18 protein-coding genes are annotated in these 24,077 nt (G+C 51.1%); 7 read left to right on the forward strand and 11 right to left on the reverse strand.

Going from position 1 to position 24,077, the window contains the following annotated elements; translation table 11 throughout:
• Positions 1-80 precede the first annotated feature (80 nt).
• The 5 genes from HG66A1_RS05595 (at position 81) to HG66A1_RS05615 (ending at position 11,259) form a co-directional block, all read left to right on the forward strand.
• The gene (locus HG66A1_RS05595; RefSeq protein WP_145181232.1) at positions 81-2,882 is read left to right on the forward strand and encodes a hypothetical protein; all 2,802 of its coding nucleotides are present in this window, start codon (positions 81-83) and stop codon (positions 2,880-2,882) included.
• Between the two features lie 81 nt (positions 2,883-2,963).
• Positions 2,964-6,257: a c-type cytochrome domain-containing protein gene (locus tag HG66A1_RS05600; protein WP_145181233.1), complete on the forward strand. Its 3,294-nt coding sequence runs from the start codon at positions 2,964-2,966 to the stop codon at positions 6,255-6,257.
• Positions 6,258-6,447: 190 nt separating this feature from the next.
• Positions 6,448-7,728, forward strand: coding sequence for a glucuronate isomerase (locus HG66A1_RS05605; RefSeq protein WP_145181234.1), 1,281 nt, complete (start codon positions 6,448-6,450; stop codon positions 7,726-7,728).
• A 113-nt stretch (positions 7,729-7,841) separates the two neighbouring features.
• Entirely contained in the window at positions 7,842-9,524 is a 1,683-nt protein-coding gene (locus HG66A1_RS05610; protein ID WP_145181235.1) for a SpoIIE family protein phosphatase, read from the forward strand.
• A 37-nt stretch (positions 9,525-9,561) separates the two neighbouring features.
• Positions 9,562-11,259, forward strand: a complete 1,698-nt coding sequence (locus tag HG66A1_RS05615; protein WP_145181236.1) for a SpoIIE family protein phosphatase — start codon at positions 9,562-9,564, stop codon at positions 11,257-11,259.
• Between the two features lie 61 nt (positions 11,260-11,320).
• Here the strand turns inward: HG66A1_RS05615 and HG66A1_RS05620 are convergent, their stop codons facing one another.
• The 4 genes from HG66A1_RS05620 to HG66A1_RS05635 form a co-directional block, all read right to left on the reverse strand.
• Positions 11,321-11,635, reverse strand: a complete 315-nt coding sequence (locus HG66A1_RS05620) for a hypothetical protein (protein WP_145181237.1) — start codon at positions 11,633-11,635, stop codon at positions 11,321-11,323.
• Positions 11,636-11,987: 352 nt separating this feature from the next.
• On the reverse strand, positions 11,988-13,748 hold the full coding sequence (locus HG66A1_RS05625) for a DUF3352 domain-containing protein (RefSeq protein ID WP_197996994.1): 1,761 nt from the start codon (positions 13,746-13,748) through the stop codon (positions 11,988-11,990).
• 92 nt (positions 13,749-13,840) lie between these two features.
• Positions 13,841-14,527: a hypothetical protein gene (locus tag HG66A1_RS05630; RefSeq protein ID WP_145181239.1), complete on the reverse strand. Its 687-nt coding sequence runs from the start codon at positions 14,525-14,527 to the stop codon at positions 13,841-13,843.
• Positions 14,514-15,071 carry an RNA polymerase sigma factor gene (locus HG66A1_RS05635; protein ID WP_145181240.1) on the reverse strand — a complete coding sequence of 186 codons (558 nt, stop codon included), beginning with the start codon at positions 15,069-15,071 and terminating at the stop codon, positions 14,514-14,516. Before HG66A1_RS05635 ends, HG66A1_RS05630 begins: the two co-directional genes overlap by 14 nt.
• Before the next feature lie 451 nt (positions 15,072-15,522).
• Here HG66A1_RS05635 and HG66A1_RS05640 point away from each other — a divergent pair, with 451 nt between their 5' ends.
• Entirely contained in the window at positions 15,523-16,470 is a 948-nt protein-coding gene (locus HG66A1_RS05640) for a DUF1559 domain-containing protein (protein WP_145181241.1), read from the forward strand.
• Positions 16,471-16,547: 77 nt separating this feature from the next.
• Positions 16,548-16,973 (forward strand): hypothetical protein, encoded by a 426-nt coding sequence (locus HG66A1_RS05645; RefSeq protein ID WP_145181242.1) that lies wholly within the window; start codon positions 16,548-16,550, stop codon positions 16,971-16,973.
• Between the two features lie 130 nt (positions 16,974-17,103).
• On the opposite strand, the gene HG66A1_RS05650 is transcribed toward HG66A1_RS05645, so the two are convergent.
• The 7 genes from HG66A1_RS05650 to rpiB all read right to left on the reverse strand — a co-directional run bounded on the left by HG66A1_RS05650 (position 17,104) and on the right by rpiB (position 23,846).
• Positions 17,104-17,313, reverse strand: a complete 210-nt coding sequence (locus HG66A1_RS05650) for a hypothetical protein (protein WP_145037406.1) — start codon at positions 17,311-17,313, stop codon at positions 17,104-17,106.
• A gap of 228 nt (positions 17,314-17,541) precedes the next feature.
• The gene (locus HG66A1_RS05655) at positions 17,542-18,363 is read right to left on the reverse strand and encodes an FHA domain-containing protein (protein WP_145181243.1); all 822 of its coding nucleotides are present in this window, start codon (positions 18,361-18,363) and stop codon (positions 17,542-17,544) included.
• A gap of 436 nt (positions 18,364-18,799) precedes the next feature.
• Positions 18,800-19,582 (reverse strand): biotin/lipoate A/B protein ligase family protein, encoded by a 783-nt coding sequence (locus HG66A1_RS05660; protein ID WP_145181244.1) that lies wholly within the window; start codon positions 19,580-19,582, stop codon positions 18,800-18,802.
• Between the two features lie 46 nt (positions 19,583-19,628).
• On the reverse strand, positions 19,629-21,098 hold the full coding sequence (gcvPB, locus tag HG66A1_RS05665) for an aminomethyl-transferring glycine dehydrogenase subunit GcvPB (RefSeq protein WP_145181245.1): 1,470 nt from the start codon (positions 21,096-21,098) through the stop codon (positions 19,629-19,631).
• 65 nt (positions 21,099-21,163) lie between these two features.
• The gene (gene gcvPA, locus HG66A1_RS05670; RefSeq protein WP_145181246.1) at positions 21,164-22,519 is read right to left on the reverse strand and encodes an aminomethyl-transferring glycine dehydrogenase subunit GcvPA; all 1,356 of its coding nucleotides are present in this window, start codon (positions 22,517-22,519) and stop codon (positions 21,164-21,166) included.
• 188 nt (positions 22,520-22,707) lie between these two features.
• The gene (gcvH, locus tag HG66A1_RS05675; RefSeq protein ID WP_145037415.1) at positions 22,708-23,094 is read right to left on the reverse strand and encodes a glycine cleavage system protein GcvH; all 387 of its coding nucleotides are present in this window, start codon (positions 23,092-23,094) and stop codon (positions 22,708-22,710) included.
• 287 nt (positions 23,095-23,381) lie between these two features.
• Positions 23,382-23,846, reverse strand: coding sequence for a ribose 5-phosphate isomerase B (gene rpiB, locus HG66A1_RS05680; protein ID WP_145181247.1), 465 nt, complete (start codon positions 23,844-23,846; stop codon positions 23,382-23,384).
• Between the last annotated feature and the right edge of the window lie 231 nt (positions 23,847-24,077).

Raw genomic sequence — 24,077 nt, forward strand, 5'->3', positions numbered from 1 at the left:
AACGGAATCCACTCCCGCTGGTATGGGTACCCTCCTGATATCCTCCCGAAACTTCCATCCAGAAAATTGGTAGCAGTATCATGACGCATACGCGATTTTTTGACGGACGTCGTTTAGTTGCGAAGCTCGTTTGTTTTCTTGCTGCAGGGATTGGAACGTTTTCCTTAATCAATCCACCCGCCGCAGAGGCACAGTTACCCCAGACAACTATCTATGCACTCTTTCCATCGGGAGGGCAGAAAGGCCAGACCGTTGAAGTGCGGGTGACCGATGGTAAGGATCTGGACGAACTGGACAGCCTTTGGTTCAGTCATCCCGGTATCAACGCCGTTGCTAAAACTCAGGACAGTAATGGGAAGAAGGTTCCCGTTGCTAATACCTTCCTGGTGACGATTGGCAAAGATGTACCTGCGGGCGTCTATGATGTGCGGGCACACGGACTGTTTGGTATCAGTAACCCACGGTCATTCGTCGTAGGGGATCTTCCCGAAAAAGCAGAAGCCGAACCCAATAATACACCGGCACAACCAACGGCGATGGCCATGGATTCGGTCATCAACGCGACTCTGCAAAGTGCAACCGATGTCGATTACTTCTCTTTTCCCGGTAAAAAGGGAGAGAAGGTTTCCGTCAACTGTCGAGCAGCACGCATTGATTCTCCAATGGTGGCGCTTGTGGAAGTCTATGGGCCCGATCAGCGGCGTCTGGTCAGCGAACGTGATACGTTTCGTCACGACCCCTATATCAACCTGACTCTGCCTCAGGATGGAACTTATCTGGTGAAAGTGCATGACCTGACTTACTCAGGTGGAACCCAGTATATTTATCGTCTGGGAGTTCATAAAAAACCGCACATCGAATTCATTATGCCTCCTTCAGGTACGCCGGGAGCCACAGAGCAGTTCACTTTGTATGGTTATAACCTGCCAGGCGGAAAACTCTCGGACTGGAGTATTGATGATGAACCACTTCAGGAAGTGCAGGTATCAGTCGCGCTGCCCGCGAAAGCCACTACTCTCGATATGGGAGAACAGGGCTTTCCACATGAAGTCAGTGCCGATGGTTTCTCGTATGTCTGGAATTCACCTGCCGGAAGCTCTAACCCCGTGACAATCTATTTTGCTGATGGCAAAATTATTCGGGATGAACAGACCAAAGAGGAAACTCTGACTCTTCCCGGTGAATTTGTGGGGCAGTTCGAAGCTAAGAATGACACAGACGCCTTCCGATTTCAGGGAAAAGCAAAGCAGAAATATTCGATTGAAGTCTTCGGTCAGCGAAACGGAATCGTCATGGATCCGGTGATTGTCGTTGACCAGGTAATCAAAGATAAAGACGGCAAAGAGACTTTCAAGCGGATTGCGAACGTTGGAGCCACCAGCGTCTTTCCTGATCTGGGAGACAAACTGTTCGACACACGCACGGACGATCCTTATTACCTGTTTACTGCACCTGCAGATGGGGAGTACCGGGTCACTCTGCGGGACCTGCAGTTCGAGACACGCGGCCATCCCCGGATGGTGTATCGGGCAGTCATTCGCGAACCCAAGCCGGACTTCCGTCTGGCGGCGTTGCCCCTGTATCCCCAGGCAGTAAATACAGGTGGTTCTCCTGCCGGGATCACCTTACGCAAAGGGGATTCATTCAAGATCGACATCATGGCGCTCAAGCAGGATGGGTTCAACGAGACGATTGAACTTTCTGTGAAGGGACTGCCTGCCGGAGTCTCCTGCAAGGCTGCTACGATTGGTCCTGGAGATAATACTGCGGAAATGATTCTTACCGCAGAGGAATCTGCCAAGCCTTGGTCTGGACCGATTGAAATCGTGGGGACTGCAACTGGCGCTGATTCCAAAAAGCTGGAACGTGTTGCTAGAGCTGCTACAGTTCTGCGACCCGTTGCCACCAATATTCGTGCGGAGGCCCGCATTGCCCGCTCACTGGTGCTGTCCGTGATTGATGAAGTCGCCCCCTATCAGGTGGTCGCCGATGTTGCTGAAGTCAAAGCAAATCAGGGACGTCAGATCCTGGTACCCGTCAAAGTTCTGAAGCGGACCGGTTTTGATGAAGCTGTCGCCCTGGCATGGAATGGAGTTCCTAAGAACAGCAACATCACAACGCAAAACAAAACGATCGCCAAAGGCAAGCAGGACGAACTCTTCCAGGTATTCGTCAAAGAAAATGCGAAACCCGGGGTTTATACCACCTACCTGCAATCGACAGTCGACGTTTCTTATCGGCGGAATCCCGCTCAGGTTGATGAAGCCAAAAAAGAGCAGGCCGAAGCAGACAAGAAACTGAAAGACGCGCAAGCTGCTTTGGCTGCTGCGAAGAAAAAACGGGATGAAATCGCCAAGGCCTCTGACAAAACAGCAGAACAGAAAAAGACAGAGCAGGCCAAGGTTGATGAAGAAATCAAAACCGCGGATGCACAAGTGAAAGCCGCTGATGCTGCGAAGAAAGCCGCTGATAAGAAGGTGGCGGATGCCGAAAAAGCTGCCGCACCTAAGAAGATTAAAGTCTACGCACCTTCGACACCGCTTGTGATTCGAGTACAGCCTGCACCAGTGACACTGAGCCTGAATGTGCCGGGTGGGGGAGCTCTTAAGAAAGGAGCTTCCATCGATGTCAAAGCAACGATCAAGCGTATCAACGATTTTAAAGGACCGGTCGAACTGACCCTGCCTCTTCCACCGGGAGTAGCCGGAGTCACCGCAGAGACTGTGCAGATACCAGCCGATAAAACGGAAGTCACCATTCCAATTAAGGCTGCTGCAGATGCCACTGAAGGCGATCTGGCGAATATGGTTGTGCGTGCTAAAGCTGACTTCTCAGGAGAAGCTCTGGTTGACGCACCCATTAAGCTGAAAGTGACCAAGTAAGAAATTCAAACTTATAGAGATTCCAATAGAGACAGTTGTTTGTTTACAGCTGTTGAAACAGTGATATCAGAGGGGCATGTTATGCGGAACCGGTTTGCCAGTTTAGGTATGATGTTGGCTGCAGTCTTTGTTGCCACCAGTGTGGCAGTGGCGGAAGAAAAGCCGATCAAACCAGAAAAAGTCGATTTAGGGCGTCCCGTCAGCTTTGAAAAGGACGTCTTTCCCATTCTGGATGCAAACTGCATCGCCTGTCATAACGTTGCCAAAAAAGAGGGCTCACTCGTTCTGGAAAACGTTGAAGACCTGATCAAAGGGGGCGACAGTGGTGCTTCCGTCGTTCCCGGTAAGCCGGACGACAGCTATCTCTATCAGGTTGCTTCCCGCACCGAAGAGAGCTTCATGCCGCCGCTGCCAAACAAAGTTGGTGCCAAGGCATTGACTCCTAAAGAAGTCTGGATTCTGCGTCAGTGGATTCTGGAAGGGGCTAAATCCAGCGGCAAGTCGGCTGATGCCGGAGTTGCCTGGCAGTCACTGCCCCCGGGATTGAACTCAATTTACAGTACCGCACTCTCACCCTGGGCCCGTTATGCAGCCGTAGGTCGGGCAAACCGAATTGCCATTTACGATCTGGCTGCTGGCAGTGAAGTCGGCGTCCTGAATGATCCGGCACTGTTGAAACTGCAGAAAGACGGTAAACCCTTCTATCCGCAGGGAGCCGCTCATCGTGACTTTGTTCATTCACTGGCATTTAACAACGATGGCAGCCTGCTCGCCTCAGGTGGGTATCGCGTTGTCAAGCTCTGGAAAAAATCACTGGGGAATGTGGTCAAAAAAGTAGATCTGCCTGCTGCTGTGACCGGGATTGCTCTCAATGCGGACCGCAGCGTTCTGGCAGTTGCAACCGCTGACAATACAGTTTCACTCTGGAAACTGCCTGAAGGAACGAAGCTGGTCGATCTCAAAGGGCACACAGGAGCCGTTCAGGGACTGGCTTTCACTCCTGATCGTTCTAAAGTTGTGACCTCTTCGGCTGATCAGAGCCTGCGGGTCTGGAATGCAGCCGATGGAAAACAGATCTCAACCATGAAAACACCTGCGGTAATCAGCGCCCTGACCGTCAGTAAAGACGGTTCACAGGTGATTGCCGGTAGTGCCAATAACAGCATTTACGTCTGGCCTATGACGATTCCTGCTCCCAAAGAAGGGGAGAAGGCTCCGGAAACACCGGCTCCCCTGTTTGAACTCAAAGGGCATGCAAAACCTGTCTCCTCAGTGAAACTGGTCCTGCCCGCTGGTACACAACTCGTTTCTGGTAGCGAAGACGGTACGGTGCGTGTCTGGGATCTGGCTGGTAAGAAGCAGATTCGTTCTATCAGCCATGGTGCTCCTGTAACTGATGTTGATATCAGTCCAGATGGGAAAAACCTTGTTTCTGTCTCAGTCAACGGTACCGGTAAAATCTGGCAGTTGAGTGATGGCAAAATGCTGAAAGAGTTCCGTGGAGACTTGAGTAAGGAACGTCAACTGGTACTGGCAACCGAAACACAGACCGTTACCAAACAGCAAGTGGCCCTGGCAGATGCCGCCGTCAAGGCAGCTGACAAGAATGTTAAGGACCGTGAAGCAGAGTTGAAAAAACGGAATGAAGAACTGGATGCTGCGAAAAAAGCACTTCCGGAAGCCAAAAAGAAATCCGATGAAGCTGCCCAGAAATTGAAAGCGGCTCAGGATGAACTGGCCAAGCTGATTGCTGATCATAAGAAGAAAGGTGAAGACGCTGTCAAAGCTGCGGCCGCTCAGAAGGTTGCTGCGGATAAAGCAGTTGCTGATGCAGAAGCCAAATTGAAAACGACTAATGAGCAGAATCAGCAGGCGATTGCCGCTGTTCAGAAAGAAGTCGATGCTGCCAAGAAGGCCCTGGATGCCGCTAATGCGATTAAACCCGATCCAGCGGATAAAGAAGGCGAGCAGAAAAAGAAGGACGCCGTCGCAAAAGCTCAGGCAGACTTCGACGCAGTTCAGAAAAAGCTGACAGCTGCTCAGCAGAAAAAGACCAACGATGAAAAGACCGTGACACAGGCAATCCAGACAGCCAAACAGGCTGTGCCAAAAGCAGATGCCGCGGTTGCTGCTGCGAAGAAACTGGCTGAGTCCAAGCCGGATACCAAAGCAGCCGATAAAAAAGTTGCTGATGCCGATGCTGCAGCCAAGAAAGAGGCTGAAGCAGTTACTGCAGCAGAAAAGAAGATTACCTCTGCAGAACGCTCGGTCAAAGTAGCTGAAAGCACTCTGACCAAAATTAAAGGTCAGCTTACGGAACGGACTAATGAAAAGACCGCCCTGGATGAAACAGCCAAGAAAGTCGATGCTGCCCTCGAAGAAGCGAAAAAACAGGCTGCTGTGCTGACGCCGATCAAGTCTGTCGCATTCTCTGAAGATGGGAAGCAGGTCGTCACCGGCGATGACAGCCAGCAGGTTCGACTGTGGAGTGTCGAGTCAGGTAAAGAGCTGGATACTCTCGCTGGTCACACTGGAGCGATTTCTGCTGTTGCTTACACAACACGGACCACTGTCGCTTCCGGGAGTGCTGATAAGAGCATTCTGATCCAGAGCATTCAACCTGTCTGGTCTCTGATTGCTCAGCTGGGAGCCGATCCCAAAGATCCCAGCAAAGTAGGCGCTTCCCCCATTTCCAATCGCGCACTCTGTCTGGATTTCAGCCCGGATGGCAAACTGCTGGCCGTCGGTGGGGGAGATCCGTCACGAAGTGGTGAGGTCATCCTGTTTGATGTCGCCTCCGGCAATGTGGTGAAAAAACTGGGAGATGCTCATAGTGATACTGTTTTGGGAATCCGCTTCTCCCGTTCTGGAAAGCAGATACTTACTGGGGCTGCTGATAAGTTTGTCAAAATCTTTGATGTCGCATCCGGGAAATTCGTGAAATCATTCGAAGGTCATACCCACCATGTGCTGGACGTGGCCTGGAAAGCGGATGAATCCACAATCGTGAGTGCGGGTGCAGATAACGTGATCAAAGTCTGGAATATCGAGACCGGCGAACAGAAGCGTACGATTTCAGGTTATTCCAAGCAGGTCACCTCAATCGCATTTATGGGACTGGGTGACAACATCATCAGCGGTGGCGGAGATAAGACCGTGCGAATGCACACCTCATCGAATGGCAAAAATTTCCGTAACCTCAGTGGATCCACCGATTACGTTTACAGCGTCGCATCCAGCCGGGATGAAACGGTTGCGATTGCCGGTGGTGAAGATGGCGTACTACGGGTCTGGGATGCTAAAACGGGTAAACTGCTCCACAGCTTTAATCCGCCTCCCGTTCCTCAGGAACAGCAGGCCAGTGCCGGCAAATAATACTCAGCCTGACTGAATTCACTGCTTTTTCCAGGCGGTTCCGCGATACTCATCGTGGGACCGCCTTTTTTATGCAATTTGGTTGATAGATCGGGGCGGAAATCACCGCCTGATTGCACTGTCTCAGCGGACTGAGTATATTCGCAAGCTGGTTAGAATTATCTTTAGAAACAGCAGGAACTATTACATCATGCCTGATCAACTGAGCAAGCGTATTTTCGCCGAATTAGAGAGTCTCGTTCTGATCGACCCTCATACCCATATTAATCCCCATGCAGCCGCCTCAACCACGCTGGCCGATATCATGGGATATCACTATTACACCGAACTGGCCCACTCTGCCGGACTTCCCAAGGAGCAGATTGAAGAGCCGGGACTGGATCCGAAAGAAAAAGTCGGTCGACTGGTCAAGCAACTGGTGGATCTGGACAATACCATTCAGCTCAGCTGGTTAATGGACATCTGCAGTGAATTCTTCGGTTTTGAAGAAGAAGCGATCACTGAAGACAACTGGGAAAAACTATACGACACTGCTGCTGAGAAGATGGCACAGCCAGACTGGGAACAGCAGGTTCTCAAGCAAAGTGGTCTTGAGCAGGTCTTCCTGACGAACGATTTCGACGATCCGTTAGAGGGTTTCGATACGAATCTGTATATCCCCTGTCTGCGGACAGATGATCTGGTGTTTCACTTAGGTAAAAGCGAAACACGCGAACGCCTGGCAAAAGCCACAAACCTGGATATCGGTTGCGCCCACACACTCCGCGATGCGATCGCCAAACTGTTTGAACATTTCACATCCCGGGGCGCCCGTGCCTGTGCGATCTCACTGCCTCCCGATTTCTCTCCGACAGCAGTCATGCCCGAAGAAGCGGATGCCGTCGTTCGCTCGCTGTATGCAGGTAATGAACTGAGCTGTGATGAATCGAAGCTGGTCAGCCAGTATGTTTTCTGGACGCTTGCTGAATATTGTGCCGTCCACAGCCTGCCTTTCGATCTGATGATCGGCGTCAATCGCCGGGTTTATGAAGCCGGCGTTTACCAGGGACAGGATCTGTACGACAAACGGACTTCACTGATTCAGTACAAAGAACTGTTCAATGCCTTCCCCAATGTGACATTCCCGGTATCGGTGCTGACCAGTACCAGCAACCAGGAACTGGTCAGTTACAGCTGGATTTTCCCGAACGTAGTCATCAACGGACACTGGTGGTATTCAAACACACCGGCGTTCATTACGTTTGACTGTAAGAGCCGACTGGAAGCCGTTCCCAAAACCAAGCAGATTGGCTATTACAGCGATATGTACAAGCTGGAATTCGCACTTCCCAAATTCCGCATGTATCGCCGCGTTCTCGCGAATGTACTGGCCAGTGATTTTGTGATCGGCCGCGGCTGGTCAGAAGAGCGGGCCATCGAACTCGGAAAACTGGTTCTGAGAGGTAACGTCGAGACCATTTTTGGTCGTTAATCGGCCAGTAGGGAATCAGACGGTGATTGCATCGAGGGCTGGATCATTTTAAAATAAGGATCATATCCCTTTTTTATCATATCATTTATCGTGTCATCACAAGGGCTTCATTTATGGCGACTCTAGTCATGCTACAGGCGGGCCAGGCGGTCTCTTATTCCCTTTCGGGTGATGAGATGGTGATTGGCAGGCATCCTGACTGCCAGATCCAGCTTGATTCCAATATGGTTTCCCGCCGACATGCTCAGGTTGTCGGTGATGGCGATCAGTTTTTCGTTGAAGACCTGGGCAGTGGAAACGGGACTTTCGTTAACGGTAAAAAGATTGACGGAAGGACCCTGCTGGCACACGAGGATCGTCTGAAAGTCGGTCCGATTCTATTCCGCTTCGAATCAGATAACAAAGCGGGCGCGAAAAAGTCCTCGGCCATGATGCAGGTCGACAGCGGCTTTGATATCGGTTTTGCCACTGATGAAGATGGTGGCGCCGGTGCCACCATTATGGGGGCGGTATCCGGAGTCGGCGGATTCGGGGGGCTCGATGTGCGTCCCGAGGCCAAGCTGAAGGCGGTCATTGAGATCAGCCGCAGCCTGGCAGGAACTGTGGATCTGGAAAAACTGCTGCCGCAGATCCTGACCACCCTGTTTCATATTTTCCCAGCTGCCGACCGGGGCTGTATCCTGCTCAAGGATGAAGAGTCAGGAGAGATGGTTCCCCGTGCGTTCAAGCATCGCCGCGAAGGCGAAGATGCAACTGTCAAGCTGAGTCGGACGATTGTAAATAAAGTACTTGAGGAGAAAACAGGTATCCTGTCGGCCGATGCAGCCAGCGATTCCCAGTTTGACGCCAGTGAGTCTATTTCGAATCTGTCGATTCGCTCCATGATGTGTGTACCCATGCTGGGGCTGTCGGAAGAGCCGATCGGGATTATCAACATTGATACGCAGAATCCGCTGCAGCAGTTTCAGGAAGAAGATCTGGACCTGCTGATGTCAGTTGCTGGTCAGGCAGCATTATCTTATGAAGGTGCCCGGCTGATGAACTCCTATCTGGAGAAACAGAAGCAGGACAACGAGATGAACATCGCTCGCGGGGTACAGCAGGGGTTGTTGCCCAGTTCGGTGCCGGAAGTGGACGGGTATGAGTTCTTCGCGTCCTATCATTCCGCACAGGCCGTAGGTGGTGACTATTATGACATCTTCGAGCTTCCGGATGGGAAGATCGGGCTCTCCTTCGGTGATGTCGCTGGTAAAGGGGTCCCCGGGGCAATGATCATGGCTCGTATGTCGAGCTGCGTGCAGCACACAATGCGCTTTCTGCATGAAGTCGGACCTGCGGTGGAAGCAATTAACGACCACATGTGCGACAGTGCTGTCGAGGGACGTTTTGTGACCTACGTACTCGCAATTCTAGATCCCCAGACGCATCACATTTCGCTGGTCAACGCAGGGCATATGTCCCCCATGATTCTGAAGCCGGATGGTTCGATTGATGAGTTTCCGGAAGACAGTATCGGCGTCCCGATTGGTGTGATGGAAGGCTTTCCGTTTGAAGTGGTCGAACGGGATCTGGCACCAGGCGAGATTGTGGTCCTGTTTACTGACGGCGTAGATGAAGCGATGAATCCGGAAGGGGAATTATACACCCTGGACCGGATGCGGGAGTTCATAAAGGCCAATCGTGAAAAGAATGCTGCTGAACTGGGGCAGGCACTGCTGGCTGATGTCCGCCGGCATGCGAATGGTCGCCCCCAGAATGACGATATTACTATCATGACTTTCGGGCGTGTTTCCTGAAAGTGAAATTTCCAGTCACCCTGTCTATGGCCTCATCATGTCCGCCAGTCTGTTTTTGCAAAATAACGGCAGTTCGTCCAGGCTGGAGATAACGGGCGAGCAGATGACGCTTGGTCGTCATCCGGATTGTGATATCTGTCTCAAGTCAAATACGGTTTCGCGTTATCATGCGAGAATTTCCGTGCTTGATGAGGAACGCTTCGAACTGGAAGATCTGGGAAGTGGTAACGGCACGTTTGTGAACAACCAGCCGGTTAACGATCCAGTGCTGTTACATTCCGGAGATCAGATCTCGATAGGTCCCTTTCTGCTGGAATTCTCCAGTGATGCCGAGTACGAAGCCGAGCAGCATGAGGGGCTCTTGACCGCTTACGGTTTGATACCTTCATTAAAAAATGTCTCCGTGAAGCCCCCGGCAGTCGATAAGAGTACGATCCTGCGTTCCAGCGGTTCAAATGACGATTTTGATCAATACCAGATCAAACCAGAAATCAAGCTGAAGGCGATCCTGGAAATCAGCCGTACGATTGCGACGGCCTCTGACCTGGATATGATGGCCGAACGGGTACTTGAGGGGTTGTTTCATATTTTTCCGGCAGCGGATCGGGGCTGTATTCTACTGCATGACAGAAGCAATCAACGGTTTTTGCCAAAAGCGGTTCGCCATCGCAGAGATGACGATCAGGAAGCGCTGCAGCTCAGCCGCACAGTGCTCAAAACGGTCATCGATAATAAAACCGGGGTGCTTTCTGCCGATGCGGCGAATGATGAACGCTTTGAAAAAAGCGAATCCGTTTCAACACTCACGATTCGCTCGATTCTGTGTGCCCCGATGCTGGGATTAGACGGGAGTGTGATTGGAATCATCAACCTCGATACTCAGCTGGCAGGTCAGATGTTTTCCAATGATGACCTGGAGCTCCTGATGGTCATCGCCAGCCAGACGGCTCTCTCTTATGAGAGTGCCCGGTTGATGATCTCGCATGTAGAAAAGCAGCGTTACGATAACGAAATGGAAATTGCGGCCCGTGTCCAGAAAGGACTGCTGCCAGCCAAGATTCCCGAAGTTCCCGGCTATGAATTCTTCGTGTCATACGAAGCAGCACGGGCTGTCGGCGGTGACTACTACGACCTGATCCAGACCGAGGATGATCTCGTCTGGTTTGCATTGGGAGATGTGGCCGGTAAGGGAGTCCCGGCTTCGCTGGTAATGTCCCGCGTCTGCAGTGCGGTACGCAGCACTGTGGAGTTTGTGCCAGATGTTGCCGATGCGGTACACCGCGTAAATCATCATATTGATGAGGCGGCACATGATGGTCGCTTTATCACGTTTATTCTGGGTCAAATCAGGCTCAGCCGGGATCTGGTGACCTTCGTCAACGCAGGACATCTGGAGCCACTGTTGCTGCAGGCTGATGGGACTCTTCGCGAACTTTCAGCCGATCAGCCAAGTATTCCACTGGGTGTGATGGATGACTACGAATACGAGGCTTTGACCCATGTGCTGCAACCGGGAGAACAATTGATTCTGTATACCGACGGTGTCACAGAGGCGATGAATGAGGATCGAGAGCTCTTCGGAATCGAACGCCTCAAGTCTGCGATACTTGAGTCGGCAGCGAGTCCTGCTGAGCGAGGTCCTCAGATTCTACAGGCCGTAAAACAGTTTGTCGGTCAGCACGAACAGTATGACGATCTCACGCTGGTAATCATCGGCAAGTCTGCCGCGCAATAAAAAAGGTGGGAAGCGAATAAATCGCATCCCACCTGCAGGTTTGACCTTATATGATTTGTGATCAGAGCGAAATGTCTGTTGGTTCAGCAACCTTGCGATAGCCCATGCTGTGGAGGACTTCCAGTACTTCACTCCAGGTGGGGAACTGTCGACCACTGCGTCGTTTGTAATCATCCATGGCTTTCATGAAATCGATTTCCTGATCGCTGTAGTCGCGTTCGCAGGTGGTTGGATCGATCTGGCGGCGACGCTCAATTTTCCGCTGATCCACAACGCCATGCTTCTCATGAATGGTACCTTTGCTGCCGGAAGCTCTACGATTAACACGACGACGGTCAACAACCAGTTCAGAGGGGGGATCGAGTTGATTTACCATATTCAATTTCAGCTTTCTTTGAGGGAGTTCAATTACCTGAGGCTTTCACATACGCGCCAGTGTTGAGAACCAAGTCCGATACAAAAGGACTCCCAGTCATTCTCACACAATCCGTTCATATGCTTGGGGGAAGAATTTCTCCACGATTCCGAAATAGTTCTGGCCCGAGTCGGAAAGTGGAGCTAACTTACTCAATTATTCCCACCAAAATCCGGATTGGGAGATTTGTTTAAAATAATTAACACCGATAAGCATGATCGACCGTGCCGATTGAGTAGTCATCCCGATTATGAGGATTATCGGGCGGCTCCTGTCGTGCTTTGTTCAGAATTGTGTACAGAGTTGAGATTGCTCACCGTGTCGGTGAGAGTGATCCCAGACCGATGACGATCCGGACCTGTGTTTTCTGGAGTCCTGCCGCCAGAAAGACTCCATCGAATGACTCCAGCAGGCTTTTGAGCCCTGCCAGCTTGCTTTTTCCCTTGGCCAGGTCACTGTCCTGTTGTCTTGAGAGTTGTTCCGCCAGAAAATCGGAATTCTGTTCGATGAAAGTGCGAATCGAAGAAATGTTCAGGAAGCAAAGCTGTTTCTCTTCCTGGAAAAAAGTCTCCTTCCAGGATTGAAACAGGGGCAGCGCTGCAAGACTGTCCTCGGACTTCAAGGTGAAAAATTCGCGGACGAGATCCGGGGAACTGGCTAGGACCAGTTGTTGATCACTGATGCCGTAAGCGGGCTGGTAAGGTCCCAGGTGGTCGATCCAGCGTAGATGATATAAATCATGATCTTCCACCTTGAGAATCGCTGGTTCATCCTTGTGCTTCGCATCCGTATTGTGCTGGACAAGCACGCTGTTCATCAGGAAGTGGGCTACATTTTCGAGAGCCAGATGATATCTGGATTTTTCTGATGAGGATGATGCATTCTCAGGAGGAGAGAGCTGCATGGCGATCAGACCGTCGAATGAGATCGCATCGAAGGAAAGTTGCTGGCGAGGAACCGAATAAAACAGGACGTTAGGTCCCAGGGCACTGGCAATATCGGTAATCGGATCCAGCCCACCCAGCAGGCCAACACTGGCCGCATGAATTTTTTTCCACTTTTCCGGGTGTTTCTGGGCATAGAAATCGACAAACTTTTGCGTCAACAATTGCAAATTCAGCTGGCCAGCCATCACCGCCAGGGCCTTCTGTGGAATCAGCGTGTAGGGATCCGGAGTGCTGGCTGAAGTCTGCAGAATATTGAGCAGCGGCAGATCGATCACTTCGGAATTGAACAGAATCACGGTCTCCAGGGCGAGTGTGTTTTTCAGATGCAGACCTGCGATCAGTGCACCGGTTTTCTGCCACCAGTTAACAATTCCCTGTTCGACTTCATTGCGCGGAGGTTTGATAAATTCATCCCAGGCCCGTGGGTTCAGGAAGGCGGAACCTGTGACATCATCAGCGAGCACTGCACGCGCTCGCTGGTACATCTTGAGATTGTAGAGGCAGTTCTGCTCCTTAAGAGGTTTCCCCTCCTGCAAAGCGGCAAAGAGTGCGACACTGGAGTGGAGCAGGTTTTCATTTTCAGAGAGAATCAGAGTTTGTTCCAGAAACGTATAATGGATCCCAGGAGATGCCTTCTCGGCATCCGCCGTTTGTTGGCTGGCAGTAAAGCAGGGAATATCAAGATGAGTTGATTCCGACACTTTAACGCCTGTCTTTTGAAACCAGTCTGCAAACAGAGCACGGGTTGCAGCGGGATCCTTAACATCGGTTAATAGCAATATGGAGGGATTCTGATCCGGGCCGTTATTAAATACTGCCAGGCCAACCGATTCTCCGAAGAGATCCCGTAGCAGGGGAAGTAACGGGCGTTGAGTCAATGTTTCCAGCTGAGTGAGGCCCTGTTTCAGGTTTTTCACATCCTGGCTGCGAAGCCAGTGCTGGAAGACATCTGTCTCACGAAAGCGAGATGCGAGCTGGGAATGCAGGAACTGCTTTATATGTTGATCCAGCTGTGTGGCTTCAAGATACAGCCCTGCTTTCTGATCGACGAGTTGACTGAGCGGCCGGGAGGCGAAGGCTGTACGGTCGGAAAGACAACAGAGTAGACTCAGGAGGAGGGCTGGCACGAACCGAAGTGTGTCCAAGCGTCTGCAATTGACTGATGGATTTGGTTTCATGAACTGTATTCCTGATGAAACTCTGCGCGAATTGAAAAGTATCAAATTTTCGTTGATGACTCGGGGACGGAATGAATTATAAAGTTCCAGGCATGATTGAACTGATCTTTAATGGGTTGCATTTCTGAATTGAGATCATCAACCCAGTTCGGTTCAGAAGGAAGTGTATCTACAGACTGCGGGGCCGACCGTGAAACCGGGACCAGGGTGACAGCCTCCGACATCGCTCCGGCTGTACTTTGGGCAAGTCCCCACGAAGCAGCGCCTGCATTTTTCAGCAGCTGATTCAGATCATGCGGAGCAGTGGGCTTTTTAGCTGCAGGCTCGGGAATCGGAGGGCTGGTAGCTACCGGGAGGCCGGATTCCTTTTCTGATCGATTGGTGAAAAACGGAATCACAATCGCCAATAGCAAACCGGCGGCTGCCAGACTGGTCCAGATCCAGGGAGTAGAAAGACGATGAGGACGGGCGACTCTATCTGTAGTCACAGAAGGCAGGTCGCTATTACCCGATGTGTCAGTCAACTGGGCCAGCACCGCATCAACCAGGTCAATCTCAGGCATGGTCTGTTCCCATGCAGGGAGTGCCTGTTCCAGGATGAGAAAATCTTCCCAGAGCCGCTGATGTTCCGGGGAAAGTGCGGACTGTTTTTCGAGTTGGGAACGTTGATTGAAGCGCTGTGATTCGATCATGGATTCCAATTTCGATTGATATTCAACGAGATTCATGTCTGACCTCTGGTACAATTCCACGTTGCCTTAAGGTAGATGCCAGTTCCTGACGAGATCGATGCAGCCAGGTTTTGATGGTCCCTTCCGGACGTTCCAGCACTTCTCCAATCTCCTGACAACTCAAATTTTCCTGGTGAAACAGAATAAAGCAGGTACGGTGGTCTTCCCGCAGCTGACTGATGGCATTCTGAAGTTCTTCTCCCAGGTCCTGCAGCTCTTCAGACGACTGACTGACGGCCAGTTCCGATGCAAATTCAGCAGGGACAGGTCGACGGGACCGTTGGCTGAGGAACGTCCGACAACGATTGGCAGCGATTGTCAGTAACCAGGGTTTTAAAGTCCTGGCAGGATCCCACTGATGCAGGCTGCGAAAAGCGCGGACGAAGACTTCCTGAGCGACATCCTCCGCGTCCTGACGATGCCCCAGCATCCGATAGCACAAGCCAAAGATGGAACTCTGAAACCGTGCTACGAACGCGCGCATCTCCGCCCTATTACCTTCCAGGCAACTTTGGACCAGTGCCGCATCTTCTTCGTTCACGGAAAAATCCCGTTTTGGCTTGCACAACAACAGAACTCGGAATCAGAACTTCATTCGATTTCACTAACTATACCAGCTTTCTACTGCGGGAGTTTCAGAGGAGACTAAAAATTCGGTCCTGTTTTCGTCAGAAGACCAGACTAAGCAAATAGAAATTTTAGAATGCTAATGGGGGGATGGGTACATGTGAATACAAGTGGTGTGCCTCTGATTCTTAAGGTGCTACTATTCTAGATTTATCGATCTGATTAACCTGATTTTGTTCAGATAGTCGAATGTGCGGGTTCGTGTGAGGTCTAAATCCCTATCTGAGAAACCTTTAAATCTGAAAGTTGACAACCTTCGATAAGCATCCGAAACTTATTATATTACATTTAATAATTGGTTCTAAATTAACTGTTTATTATTAAATGTGTTGTTTTTATTAACCTGTATTTTAAGGATGTTCAAAATGAGGCACTTGAGAACCTTCACCGGAAAACGTGGATTTACGTTGATTGAGTTACTGGTGGTCATCGCGATTATTGCCATTCTGATTGCGCTGTTGTTACCAGCCGTGCAGCAGGCTCGTGAGGCAGCCCGACGGAGTACATGTAAGAACAATGTGAAGCAGATCAGCCTGGCGCTGCATAATTATGAGAGCGCTCATCGAGTCTTTCCCTATGCACATCGTGGTGGAAACGGCTGGTACCCCCAGGCCTGTCATCAGCGAGATACCTGGTTTCATCGTCTTCTCCCTTACGTTGATCAGGCCCCGATGTATAATCAGTACGAAGGGGACTGTGCGAATCTGTCTGCCAGTGTGAGTAATCATGTGCATAACATTTCGAGCAGTCAGGCTTTTGTAAGAACTGCTTTGCCGGCCTTCATGTGCCCTTCGGATATCGGACCTGCGTTTGCAGAAAATTCGGGCGTTCGTTGGGGCGGGAATTATATGGCCTGTATCGGAGGGTCAAGCAATCTTTCGACTGGATCAGATAATGGGATGTTTGGTTACGAGACCAAAACGAAGATCCGAGATGTGACCGATGGTACCTCGAATACGATGATGCTCAGTGAAGGTGTGCAGCGTGTTGCAGTCCCCAGCGGTTTTTCCTGGGGATGCCCGGGCTGCTACTGGATTGGTGGGGCGCATGGCGAAGTGACTTTCACTGCATATGAGACACCCAATACCAAGGTGCCCGATCAGAATTATCTTTGTAAGTCAACCACGGATGTGAATGCACCATGTGTAACGAACCAGTCGAACCGACGGAACTATGCACGTAGTCAACACGTGGGGGGAGTGCACGTCGGAATGGCTGACGGAGCAGTTCGCTTTGTCTCAAATAATATTGATCTGGGGACTTTCCGAGCGCTGGCTACCCGTTCTGGCGATGAAGTCATTGGAGAATTTTAAGCGTTTCAAGTCAAAATGAAATCTGCCCGTCCCGACACAGATTGTGCGGTGCGGGCAGAACTTACAGGAATGAGTCAATGAAAACAGTTGCGTATTATCTGATGTTGGCCTGTACTGCAGGTGTGCTTGCTGGATGTGGCGGTGGTGAGTCAGGACCGACTAATTATCCTGTCTCAGGTAAAGTAACCGTGGATGGAGAACCTCTGGCAGAAGGGGATATTATTTTCCGCGATGCAGAAGGGAAAGCGACCAGTGGTGCTGGCAAGATTGAAGAGGGGACGTTCTCATTTGAAACAGTTGCGGGTAAAAAAGCGGTTGTGATTACCGCGACTCGCGAGATTCCCGGTAAGACCGTCGCTGGTGGCGCTCCCGGGGAGCCGGCAGTACCTGCCGTGGAGCAGTATCTGCCTGCGGAGTATAATGAGAAGACCACACTGGAAGCTGAAGTCAGCGAGTCCGGACCAAATGAATTTACTTTCGAATTGAAGACTAAAGGAGAGTAACCTCTCCTGTCATAATAGAGGCAAGTGTCACCACTGTCTAAGCTTTAGTTGAACGTAAAAAAAGCCGCACCTGCCTGGTGTGGCTTTTTTATTGATACTTGCTCAGAGCGAATCTGATTCGGGAGATCAGTTATTTCTGAATGCATTCCCGAGCGAGGATGCGAGCCTGCTTGAAAGCATGTTTGATGGTATAGGCGCGTGCCTCGACCTGCTCTTCGGTATAATATTTACCGTGATCACTGGCAGGGAGTCCTGCAAGTGACAGGGTCAACGGCAGTAGATCGAGAAATTCACGATAACGACGCTGGATATCATTGCTGGCACTGGCTGAGTCATTCACTGAAAGTATCTCCCTTTAGATTTCGTCCTGGTTCGCATAGTCTTATAAACCTGCTTGATGATTATGATTTTCCCAAACAGGAATCATAAAAGCAATGGGCAGCTTGCAGAATGGCGTATTCTCAAGCGGAAACCAAGGCCACTATACCTATAAAAAAATAGAGATGAGAACTGGAACTCAGTATCTCATCTCTGTTTTGTATGTATTCTGGCTAAAACTCAGAGCATTCTACTCTTTGTTTTTCAGTCCGGTTTCCTCAGGTTTGGGCAGAGTCACTGGAGGGAGATCAGGAACTCCTGACCGCCCTTGTTCTCCCTGTTGGTCCTGGGGCTGTTGAGGCGGTTGTTGTGGGTAACCCTGGGGAGGCATCTGATATTGTTGCGGGTATGCCGGCATGGGTTGTTGAGGATACCCCTGCTGCGGGTAATACTGAGGTGGCATCGGATACGGATAAGGCATCTGCTGGGGGGGATAGCCGTAAGGTTGCTGTGGGTAACCCTGCTGCTGAGCAGCCTGGTCATAGGCCTGCTGTGCCTGTTGCTGCTGTTCCGCAGTCAGGATCTGGGTGTCCCCTTCATAGACCCCGGGAGCATCCGGTGCATCGTCCGCAGGTGCTGGTTCACTTTCTGTAGACTCAGCTTTCGCCTCTTCGGTTTCCTCTTTGTGGACGGGAATATCAAATACTGTATCGGAGCCGGTGAGGATATCACTTCCCGGAGCTGCTCCCGCTGGAGCCTCTTTCGCATCCGGACTGTGTGAGATTACAATTTCAAAGTCCAGCTTGCCTACCTGGATTTTGTCTCCATGTGACAGTTGAACTTCGCCTTTGATGCGTTTGCCGTTGACCAGTGTCCCGTTGGTGCTGCCGAAATCTCGCAATCGTACGCTGTATTCATCGACAGTAAAGACGCAATGGTGACGACTGACCATATCACTGTTAGGTCGTAAATGGCAATCTTCTTCACGCCCAATGAGGAATTTTTTACCCTTAATGGGAATCTGTTTGCCATCATGGCGACCGCCAATGACTTTCAGAGAAAGCTGTAACATAAATCATTCACTCCGTGGGTGCCCGCAGAACGTGTTAATGTTCTGGATTGTGGAATGGCGATAACACGCACCATTCTAACTCAGGTGACTTGTTTTCATTTTGACAGAAGAAAGGAGACAGGAATCGAAAATGAACAAGAAACAGAAATGAGTGAAAAACTTCTCGTCAATAAATGGAAGGAGCAAATAACAATGCCCTTTTGGCCCGCATTGTGTGGTTTGTCTCACTTCATCGTAAGCAAAGATCCACTACTTCTTTCCGTAACACACAATTTTTAAACTGCTGAAAGAAAATAAAATAAGAGCTTTATATATGTAACGCTATCAGGGATTTGACGGTATGTCAACAAGTATCAATCCTGCATCCAACACGTAAATAATTTATTAATAACGTATCGATTTTGCTTGATTTTAGTAACTGCTGAATTCTCAACCGCTAAACCTGTTTTTTGCGGCTGGTCCAGCTGTCTTGTGAATATTTTTCTTTTTCCAGTGTACGGGCTCGCAGGGATTCTTCGTCAGTCAGGTTTCCAGACTGGAGTGGTAATTTTAATGCTGTCGAAATTGCCTGTGAGAAGTCTGTGGTGAGCGAGTTGAGGAATTCTTCACTGTAGCGACTGGCTTGCTCAACCAGATTCAACAGGCCGGGAAAATCGGGAGCGTACTCTGAAGTCAACAGGAGCAGGCTGCCATGCTGAACGATGGCTCCGCGCCGGCGTCGCTGCGCACTCCCCAGTATTTTCTGACCCTGGTAGACCAGATCCCTTTCATCTCCACGTCCAAAACAGAGAAAGGGTTCTGAGGCGGAACGGAAGGAAACTCCTCGGAATTCTACATTCAGACCGTGTGCCGCCAGTACGTCGATCAGAGGCTGGTGGATGGCGACATATAGCTCTGGTGGTGACTTCGCAAGAGGGTGGTTGGCGGGTACTGTAAATGAGTAGGTCAGCTCATGGTGATGTAAAATCGCACCCCCACCTGAAAGGCGACGGACACGGGGGAGTCCTTCCCAGGGCCCCTGTTGGGCGTCGCCGTCATTCTGCTGAAAGTAACCCAGAGAAATCGTTGCCTGATCCCAGCGGTACCAGCGGAGCGAACAGACCTGGTCTGACACGGCTGATTCCAGCAGGGATTCATCCACAGCCATATTCCAGCTTCCCGGCTGGGGAGCTGGTTCATTCAGCAGTCGACAGTGATCTGGAAGATGAGAAGCTGTCATGCCGGGAAGCAGTTCATATCAGGAATTCAACAAGCGGGTCGTTTTGTTATTCAGACTCGCAGCATTGGAGGATCGGATTACGCGCCGCAACCACTTCGTCTGGTCGACTGACGTCTGTAGAGTGCGGAGCCTGATGCAGGAACTCAGGATCTTCCTGGAGGATTTTAACAATCGTCTCAGCGAAGGCATCCAGAGTCTCTTTGGATTCGGTTTCGGTCGGCTCAACCATGATGGCTTCCGGCACTACCAGTGGGAAGTAGACTGTGGGGGCATGGAATCCAAAATCGAGCAGCCGCTTGGCGATATCCATGGCTGTGACACCGTTGGCTGCTTTGCTCTTTGATGCGGAGGCCACGAACTCATGCATACACAGATCGCCATTGGGAACAGGCAGCACGTCTTTGAGCAGGGCCTTGAGGTAGTTCGCATTCAAGACCGCATTTTCAGAAACCGCTTTTAACCCCGCTGCACCCAGTGTGCGCAGATAGCAGTAGCCCCGTACCAGGATCCCGATGTTGCCGCAAAAGGAGCGAACACGGCCGATTGATTTGGGTGGGGTAACAAGCTGGTATGCTTCCCCTTCCTCAGTGGAAGTGGTGTGGCCGATGACGGGGCCGGGCAGGAAGTCAGCCAGGAAATCACGAACGGCGATCGGGCCGGAACCCGGTCCACCTGCTCCGTGAGGACCAGTGAAGGTTTTATGCACATTGAAATGCATCATGTCGCCGCCGAAGTCTCCCGGACGGGTATAGCCCAGGATCGCGTTCATGTTGGCACCATCAATGTAGACCAGGCCACCTACGTCGTGAACCATCTGAGCGATCTGTTTAATGTCTTTCTCGAACAGTCCTAGTGTGTTGGGGTTGGTGACCATGAAAACAGCGGTCTGATCATCCAGATGCGATTTCAGATCTTCCAGATCGACCAGTCCCTCTTTACTGCTGGCCAGCTGGACGCAGTCAAAGCCTGCGATAGCGGCACTGGCCGGGTTGGTGCCGTGAGCACTGTTGGGGAACAGAACCTTGGTCCGTTTTTCCCCTTTGTCCTCAAAGTAGGCTTTCGCTGTCAGCAGGGCAGTGAATTCTCCCTGGGCACCAGCGGCCGGCTGCAGGGAAACCGCTGGCAATCCTGAGATTTCTGCCAGCATTTCCTGCATTTCATAAAGCAGACCGAGCATGCCCTGCAGGTCAGCCTGATTCTGGTAGGGATGCAGGTCGACGATTCCGGACAGACTGGAAAGCCGTTCGTGGCGCTTGGGGTTGTATTTCATCGTACAACTGCCCAGCGGATAAAAGTGAGTATCCACACACATGTTTAAGGTGGAGAGATTGACAAAGTGCCGAATCACGTCAGATTCGGTGACTTCAGGCAACCCTGTGGGTTCGGTGGCCAGCGCCTGCGCGGGGATCAGCTCCTCAAGCGGTTTGACTGGAACATCTGCAGCAGGAAACTGTGCACCACGACGTCCGGGCTGTGAGAGAGCAAATAATGATTGAGTGGCCAGTTTGTTTCGCATGGTAGTAGTTATCGCTTCGAAATAATTGACGATTGAAACGGTGAACGCGGAGTTGAGCGTCGCGTTTATGCCTTGAGTGCGGTCACCAGGCGATCAATTTCTTCCCGGGTGCGCTGTTCTGTGATCGCTACGAGTACGGCTGTCTGATAGCTTTCTGGATTATTTTCAAAGGTAAAGCGGGAAAGCTCCGGTCCCAGATCGAAGCCTGCCTGACGCGATTTTCGCAGCAGATAGTCAGCTCCTTCGGAACAGCTGACGGCGAACTCTTTGAAGAAGGGACGCTCAGGAAAGAGCAGCTCAATGCCCTCAACACTCGAGAGTTGGTCTGCTGCGTAGTGAGCTTTCTGGCAGGAAAGTTCAGCGACTTCCCGGATGCCCTGTTTACCCAGCAGGGAGAGATAGACGGCAGCCCGGATTGCAATCAGCCCCTGGTTACTGCAGATGTTACTGGTTGCTTTGTCGCGACGAATATGCTGCTCGCGTGCCTGGAGATTTAAAACATAGCAGCGTTTACCGTTACGGTCGACAGTCTGGCCGATCAGGCGACCAGGCATGCGGCGGACGAATTTCTCACTGCAGGAGAACAGGCCCAGGTAGGGGCCACCAAACTGCAGAGGGGTGCCCAGCGACTGACCTTCGGCAATCGCGATATCGGCTCCATAGTCGCCAGGACGACTCAGGATTCCAAGGCTGATTGGATCGTAGGAAACTACAGAGAGTGCCCCGGAGCGATGTGCAATTTCGGTCAGTTCAGCAGCTTCTTCCAGAGTACCGAAGAAGTTGGGATGTTGAATGACCAGGCAAGCGGTCTGATCATCCATGGCTGCGTCGACGTCGGCCGGATCGACAGAACCGTCTTTGCAGGGAACGATCACCACTTCGCAGTTGAGGTGTTTCAGATAGGTTTCCACGACCTGTCGATATTCCGGGTGCAATGATCCAAGCAGGACAACCCGATTGTGTCGATTCGTGACCCGCATTGCCATGAAGGCGGCTTCACTGACACAGGTTCCCCCCTCATACAGGCTCGCATTGGAAACATCCATGCCGGTGAGCTGGCAGATGAGAGACTGGAATTCGAAGAAGGTCTGCAGGCTTCCCTGACTGGCTTCCGCCTGATAGGGAGTGTAAGCGGTGTAAAATTCACCCCGACGGGCAATTTCATCGACGGCTGCCGGCACAAAATGGTCATAGGCTCCACCGCCCAGCATGCAGACGCGATCCCCGGGGCCGACATTCTGACTGGCCAGATTAGAGAAATGCTTCTGCAGTTCCATTTCTGTCAGAGCAGGGGGGAGATCCAGGGGGCGATCCAGTCGCAGGTCTGAGGGAATGGTCGAGAACAGGGCTTCCAGTGAGTCGACGCCGATGGTCTGCAGCATCTGTTGCTGCTGTTCTGGTGTATTGAAGAGATAAGACACGGTTCACTCAATCATAAATGTAGAGGGTGATGATGGCTGAAGCTTCAGCCCGAGGGTTTATAGTAGCGCTGGATATATTGGTAATCTGTTTTTTCCATTTTGCCACGAAATCATGGCCCAAAAGGCAGGCTGTCTATTTCAGCCTGCCGCAGTGGAATGCAGGAAGTTCGCCGGTGGCGGAGCAACTCTCAGTGCGCTTCGGATTCGCAGAATTTTTTGTATTCGTCTGCGTCCATGAATTGTTCGAGCTCAGCCGGGTTGGACATTTTGATTTTAGTAATCCAACCGGTGCCAAATGGATCGTCAGAAAGCGGAGCCTGGTCATCAACCAGTGATTCGTTGACTTCTGCAATTTCTCCACTGACGGGTGAGTAGAGGTCACTGACTGCTTTAACGCTCTCGACTTCGCCGAAAACTTTTCCCGCTTCGCAGGTTGAGCCGACTGCTGGCAGGTCAATATAGACCAGGTCGGTTAACTGATTGACGGCGAAATCCGTGATTCCTACTGTTGCCAGTTCGCCTTCAACGCCGACCCATTCGTGAGTTTTAGTAAATTTTAAATTGGCCTGATCCATGATCGTAAAACCCTCTGTGTAAGTTCTTTTTTCCAGAGATTGAACAGCGGAAATCTGGAAAAAAGAGGTCAAAAAATCCCTGATATATCTCTGTTGACGATACAGAGATTTGATCCATTTGAAAAGGATTCAGTGAGGGAAATTCTATGACTACTGAGGACTATCTTGCTAAGGCCGCGGAAGAGTTTCACAGGTGAAACCTGCTGCAGGATGGTGATTTCCTAAGGTCGGATGGACACAGGCGATGGGCGCAAACAGAACCGGTGAAAACCCTGTCGCTGCGCTGCCTAGGCTTCTTCGTGAGGGTGCATGGTCTCTTCTTCGACCTTGTGGAGTTTTTCCAGTCGACGTGCGTGCCGGCCCCCCTCAAATTCTTCCTTGAGCCAGATTTCTACCATGCGATTGACGAGCCGGTCTCCCAGCAGGTCGGCTGAAAGGCAAAGAACATTAGAATCGTTATGCAGGCGGCTCATTTGAGCGGTGATGTCGTCGTGACACGGTGTTGCCCGGACTCCCGGAAATTTGTTGGCTACGATGCACATGCCCATGCCGGTACCACAGATCAGAATTCCCCGATCTATGGACTTGTCACCGATGGCTTTTGCCACTTTCACTGCATAGTCAGGGTAGTCGACACACTCGCCATCTTCCGGGCCGTAATCGTAAGCGACATGCCCTAACTGGTTAAGGAGTGTGAGGATCTTGGCTTTGGTGGAGAATCCCCGGTGATCGCTGGCAACTGCAATTTTCATCGAAACTCTTTGATATTTGGATGATCAAAAAAAGAGAGCCCTCTGCACAGGCTCCATGCAGCACCAATTGGATTATGGCAGGCTGCTGAGCTCAGGACGCCTGGCTAACGGACTCGCTGGCCAGGCTGAGACTCTATTCACCATGCGTGAAATGAGCTCGCGGGTGCAGAGTTAACAGTATCTTCATAAAGGTAAGGTTAATGATTACTAATCTATTATAGCAAGCGAGTA

It is taken from the genome of Gimesia chilikensis (assembly GCF_007744075.1).
Lineage (GTDB): Bacteria > Planctomycetota > Planctomycetia > Planctomycetales > Planctomycetaceae > Gimesia > Gimesia chilikensis_A.

Excerpts from the sequence above, each read along its gene's own strand:
- HG66A1_RS05595 (WP_145181232.1), top strand. The coding sequence starts at position 81 with ATGACGCATACGCGATTTTTTGACGGACGTCGTTTAGTTGCGAAGCTC.
- HG66A1_RS05600 (WP_145181233.1), top strand. The coding sequence starts at position 2,964 with ATGCGGAACCGGTTTGCCAGTTTAGGTATGATGTTGGCTGCAGTCTTT.
- HG66A1_RS05605 (WP_145181234.1), top strand. The coding sequence starts at position 6,448 with ATGCCTGATCAACTGAGCAAGCGTATTTTCGCCGAATTAGAGAGTCTC.
- HG66A1_RS05610 (WP_145181235.1), top strand. The coding sequence starts at position 7,842 with ATGGCGACTCTAGTCATGCTACAGGCGGGCCAGGCGGTCTCTTATTCC.
- HG66A1_RS05615 (WP_145181236.1), top strand. The coding sequence starts at position 9,562 with ATGTCCGCCAGTCTGTTTTTGCAAAATAACGGCAGTTCGTCCAGGCTG.
- HG66A1_RS05620 (WP_145181237.1), bottom strand. The coding sequence starts at position 11,635 with ATGGTAAATCAACTCGATCCCCCCTCTGAACTGGTTGTTGACCGTCGT.
- HG66A1_RS05630 (WP_145181239.1), bottom strand. The coding sequence starts at position 14,527 with ATGAATCTCGTTGAATATCAATCGAAATTGGAATCCATGATCGAATCA.
- HG66A1_RS05640 (WP_145181241.1), top strand. The coding sequence starts at position 15,523 with ATGAGGCACTTGAGAACCTTCACCGGAAAACGTGGATTTACGTTGATT.
- HG66A1_RS05645 (WP_145181242.1), top strand. The coding sequence starts at position 16,548 with ATGAAAACAGTTGCGTATTATCTGATGTTGGCCTGTACTGCAGGTGTG.
- HG66A1_RS05655 (WP_145181243.1), bottom strand. The coding sequence starts at position 18,363 with ATGTTACAGCTTTCTCTGAAAGTCATTGGCGGTCGCCATGATGGCAAA.
- HG66A1_RS05660 (WP_145181244.1), bottom strand. The coding sequence starts at position 19,582 with ATGACAGCTTCTCATCTTCCAGATCACTGTCGACTGCTGAATGAACCA.
- gcvPB (WP_145181245.1), bottom strand. The coding sequence starts at position 21,098 with ATGCGAAACAAACTGGCCACTCAATCATTATTTGCTCTCTCACAGCCC.
- gcvH (WP_145037415.1), bottom strand. The coding sequence starts at position 23,094 with ATGGATCAGGCCAATTTAAAATTTACTAAAACTCACGAATGGGTCGGC.
- rpiB (WP_145181247.1), bottom strand. The coding sequence starts at position 23,846 with ATGAAAATTGCAGTTGCCAGCGATCACCGGGGATTCTCCACCAAAGCC.